This is a genomic window from Streptomyces atriruber, from assembly GCF_001418325.1.
Taxonomy (GTDB): domain Bacteria; phylum Actinomycetota; class Actinomycetes; order Streptomycetales; family Streptomycetaceae; genus Streptomyces; species Streptomyces atriruber.
This window is the reverse complement of the sequence record NZ_LIPN01000125.1, coordinates 1-3,897: the sequence shown is the minus strand read 5'-3', so window position 1 is coordinate 3,897 and position 3,897 is coordinate 1. Positions and strand designations below refer to the sequence as shown.

Here is a 3,897-nt window from a genome sequence, read left to right as displayed (position 1 = left end):
CGGTCTACGTGCAGAACGCCGAGCGCCACACCCACGGCGTCGGCGCCCCCGACCTCGGCCTCGCCGCCTGGCGCAGTGCCACCATCCTCAACTCCCTGACGGGCCGGGCCCCTTACCCCCTGCCGCAGCGCACCGCCTTCACCAGCTTCGGCCTCCAGACCCCCGACCGGCACCCGGGCACCGCAGGACGCATCGGCGAACAGCGCGGCAACCTCGTACGCCTCAAGACGTGACAGGACCCCCGAGCCCACCGACCGGGGCGGCCACCCGCCGCGTCCTCGGGCACGACCACACCGCGACACCCCGTACCACCCCGGCCGCCAGCGGATGCGAGTCGGGGTGCTCCGGACACTCCGGCCACACGGCGGGCCTCAGCTCCGCGCAGAGCGCCTCGACCGCCCAGTCCTGCGCCTGGTCCGCGAAGTCCGCCGTCCGCTCGGCCGCACTCCCGCCGAAGCGCGGGACGAGCCCCGCCCCCGACCCGTCCGGCTCGTACAGCATCACCAGATCCCCGATCGCGTCATCGTGCTCTTCCCGGACCACGGGAGGCACCGCGCAGGTGGCCCTCAGATCGCGGAGCACCGGTTCGAGCGCGGCCGTAAGTTCCTCGTCCATGACCTGAATTGTCCGGCCCCAAGCGCCGCGACGCCTCCGAATATTCCTTCACGAAAAGGGCCGATCACCGAAATAACAGGCACCGCGACCCGGTTCGGACGACCATGACCACAGACTCCACGGCCTCCTGGACCGCAGCCTTCCGCTCCGCCGTCGTCAGCCCCCACGAAGCCATCGACCTCTTCGAGCTCCGCGGCTTCGCCGGACAGACCCTCCGCCAGATCATCCGCCTCGACGGCGGCGGCAGCGCCCTGCGCATCCGCCTCAGCAACCGCTACGGCAAGGAGCCCCTCCGCATCGGCGGCGCCCACCTCGCCAGGCGCACCGAAGGAAGCGGCATCGAATCCGGCAGCGGCACCCCGGTCCGCTTCGGCGGCGCCGAGGAATTCACCGTCCCCGTCGGCGAGGAAGCCGTCAGCGACCCCGTCGAACGCGCGGTCGCCGCCGGTGACGAACTCGCCCTCACCCTCTGGCTGCCCGACGACACCGGCCTCTCCACCTACTCCGCCGTCCCCCTGCGCACCGGCTACGCCGTCCCCGGCAACGCCCTCACCGCACCCACCCTCGACGGCACCGAAGGCCTGGAAGAGCTCGCCACCCGCCACTTCATCAGCGGCGCCGACGTCCTCGCCCCCGCGGGTACCCGCATCGCCGTCGCCTTCGGGGACTCCTGGTTCGAGGGCACCGGCACCACGAACGACACCGACCGGCGCTTCCCCGACCTGCTCAACAACCGCCTGCACGAGGCCGGAAGCACCGGCTGGGTGGTGAACCAGGGCATCTCCGCCAACCGCCTGCTCACCGACGAGATCGGCGAACACGCCCTGGCCCGCCTGGACCGCGACGCCCTGGACGTGCCCGGCGTCACCCACGTACTCGTGCACTTCGGCCTCAACGACCTCGGCATCCCCGGCCAGGAGGCCTACCCCGAGCCCGCACCCGTCCCCACCGCGGCCGACCTCATCGCGGGCCTCACCGCCCTCGCCGACCGCATCCACGCGGCGGGCCTCACCGCCACCGTCACCACCGTCGGCCCCTACAAGGACACGATCTTCGAGGGCTACTCCACCCCCGAAGGCGTCGCCGTCGCCCGCGAGGTCAACGACTGGATCCGCGGCACCGACAGCCCCTTCGACTTCTACGCCGACTTCGCCGCCGCCGTCGCGGACCCGGCCGACCCCGACCGGATCCACGACGACTACGACAGCGGCGACGGCCTGCACGTCAACGACGCCGGAGCCAAGGCCCTCGCCGACTCCGTCGACCTCGCCACCCTGAAGATCTAGAAGACGGGAGTGCCGTCCCGGGTCAGCTTCCAGTCCACCGACGCGAACTGCCCCGGGTCCACCGTCCCCTTCGCCTTCACCCAACCGATGATCGTGTTCCGGATCTCCTCCGAATTCGCCCACAGCTGCTTGGCACCCGCGATGTGCGGGAAGTTCCCGCCCCCACTCGCCCGGTAATTGTTCACCGCCAGCACGAACTCGGCCTTCGGATCGATCGCCTTGCCCTCGAAGGACAACTTCACGATCCGCGACCCCACCGGCTTCGCGATGTCGATCTCGTACGTCAGACCGCTCACCGCGTCGTAGTTGTAGTCCGGGATGTTCTCCGCGTTCGTCAGCTTCGCCGGGTCCACCGGACCACCAGCGGGCGTCCGCACGTAATACCGCGCCGAGAACTCCAGGTACTCCTTCAACTGCGCACCCGTGAGCAGCCGCGCCTCCAGCGTGTTCTCGAACGGATACAGGCCCGCCGCATCCCGGATCGTCACATCACCCGCGGGAATCTGCGCCGTGCGCGAGAAGCACGAAGCCTGCGACAGCACCGGAAGCGCCGCGTGGGCTCCGCCCTTCAACGCCGCCGCGACCGTCTCCCGCTGCACCAGATTGATCAGGTCGATGATCGCGACGTCCTTGACCGGCCCCTCGGCCGTGCTCATCGCCGCCGTCGACGAACCGATCACCTGGTTGACGTACGCGACGACCTTCTTGTGCTCGTCCGCGAGCAGCCGCGTGACCTTCTTGTCCTCCTCGACCGTGTTCGAGTTCAGGACCTGCGCGCCGACCTTCTCGACCGTCCAGCGGCCCTTCGCCCACACCAGATCGAAGTCGAACAGCGTCAGCCGCTGCCCCCACTTCAACGGCTCCGACAGGACGACCTTCTGGCCGGTCGCCTTGTTCTCCACGAAGTACTCGGGGATCTCCGTGTGCGCATGCCCCACCAGGATCGCGTCGATGCCCGGCACCTGCTCAGCCACCAGGCCGGCCGCGTTCTCCACGTACGGCAGCTGATCACCGTACGACGACGTGCCGCTCGACCCCGAGTGCGCCGACACGATCACGACGTCCGCACCCATCGACCGCAGCTTCGGCACCCACTTCGCCGCCTGCTCCTCAAGGCCGGGGAACGTCATCTTGCCCTGCACGTTCGCCTTGTCCCAGATCGCGATGCCGGGGTTGGTCAGGCCGAGCACCGCCACCTTCACGTCGCGGCCGTGCGGCGTGCGCAGCCGCTTCATGAAGTACGGCGGGAAAGCGGGCTTCTGCGTCTTCGCGTCCAGTGCGTTCGCACCCAGCAGCGGGAAATCGCACTGCTCCTCGAACTTCCGCAGCACCGGAATGCCGTAGTTGAACTCGTGATTGCCGAGCGCCGCCGCGTCGTAACCGATCGCATTCATCGCCTGCGCCATCGGGTGCACCGGACCGCGCTTCGCGGTGATCGGATCGACCTTCGCGTAGTAGTACGACAGCTGCGTGCCCTGGATCGTGTCGCCCGCGTCGATCAGCAGCGTGTTCCCGCGGCCCTTCTCCTCGCGGATCCGGTTCACCAGCGTGGAGATCTTCGCCAGGCCCACATCGTTGTGGTCCTTGTCGTCGAACTCCTTGTCCGTGAAGTAGTCCCAGTTGAAGACATTGCCGTGCAGGTCCGTCGTGCCGAGCACCGTGAACGAGTACCGCCGCTTGCGCCGCGCGGGCTTCCCGGAGCCGTGCGCGGACGCGGCGGACGGCGCGACAGCCGCACCCGTGACGGCCACACCCACGCCGGTGGCGGCGGACGTGCCCAGGAACTTCCTGCGGTTCAACGGCATCTCTGTACTCCTCGGTCGCCATGGTCGACGTGCATGGTTAACGCGCGTAGATTCTGTCCCCGCCGCCCCCGAGCGCAACAGACCCCGCAGGTTGCGATCCGGTGACTGTCCGGTACGTCCACGCGATGCGAGAGTGACCACATGGACACCGACCCGGACACCACCCCCGCCGCCACGCCCTACGGCACCCC

At 69.2% G+C, this 3,897-nt stretch carries 3 protein-coding genes and 1 pseudogene; 2 read left to right on the top strand and 2 right to left on the bottom strand.

Annotated features, from left to right (window positions below; translation table 11 throughout):
- Positions 1 to 233: pseudogene (locus AOK03_RS14870) on the top strand (lysine 6-monooxygenase); the annotation flags it as partial.
- Here the strand turns inward: AOK03_RS14870 and AOK03_RS14865 are convergent.
- A complete protein-coding gene (locus AOK03_RS14865; protein ID WP_055565721.1) occupies positions 223 to 615 on the bottom strand; it encodes a hypothetical protein in 393 nt (130 codons plus the stop codon). The pseudogene AOK03_RS14870 and the gene AOK03_RS14865 overlap by 11 nt on opposite strands.
- Positions 616 to 719: 104 nt before the next feature.
- Between AOK03_RS14865 and AOK03_RS14860 the strand changes: the two genes are divergently transcribed.
- Positions 720 to 1,901: a GDSL-type esterase/lipase family protein gene (locus AOK03_RS14860; RefSeq protein WP_055565720.1), complete on the top strand. Its 1,182-nt coding sequence runs from the start codon at positions 720 to 722 to the stop codon at positions 1,899 to 1,901.
- Here AOK03_RS14860 and AOK03_RS14855 read toward each other — a convergent pair.
- Entirely contained in the window at positions 1,898 to 3,706 is a 1,809-nt protein-coding gene (locus AOK03_RS14855) for a bifunctional metallophosphatase/5'-nucleotidase (protein WP_055565719.1), read from the bottom strand. The two genes, AOK03_RS14860 and AOK03_RS14855, sit on opposite strands and share 4 nt — an antisense overlap.
- Between the last annotated feature and the right edge of the window lie 191 nt (positions 3,707 to 3,897).

Coding starts and splice junctions, on each gene's coding strand:
- AOK03_RS14865 (WP_055565721.1), bottom strand. CDS start 615: ATGGACGAGGAACTTACGGCCGCGCTCGAACCGGTGCTCCGCGATCTG.
- AOK03_RS14860 (WP_055565720.1), top strand. CDS start 720: ATGACCACAGACTCCACGGCCTCCTGGACCGCAGCCTTCCGCTCCGCC.
- AOK03_RS14855 (WP_055565719.1), bottom strand. CDS start 3,706: ATGCCGTTGAACCGCAGGAAGTTCCTGGGCACGTCCGCCGCCACCGGC.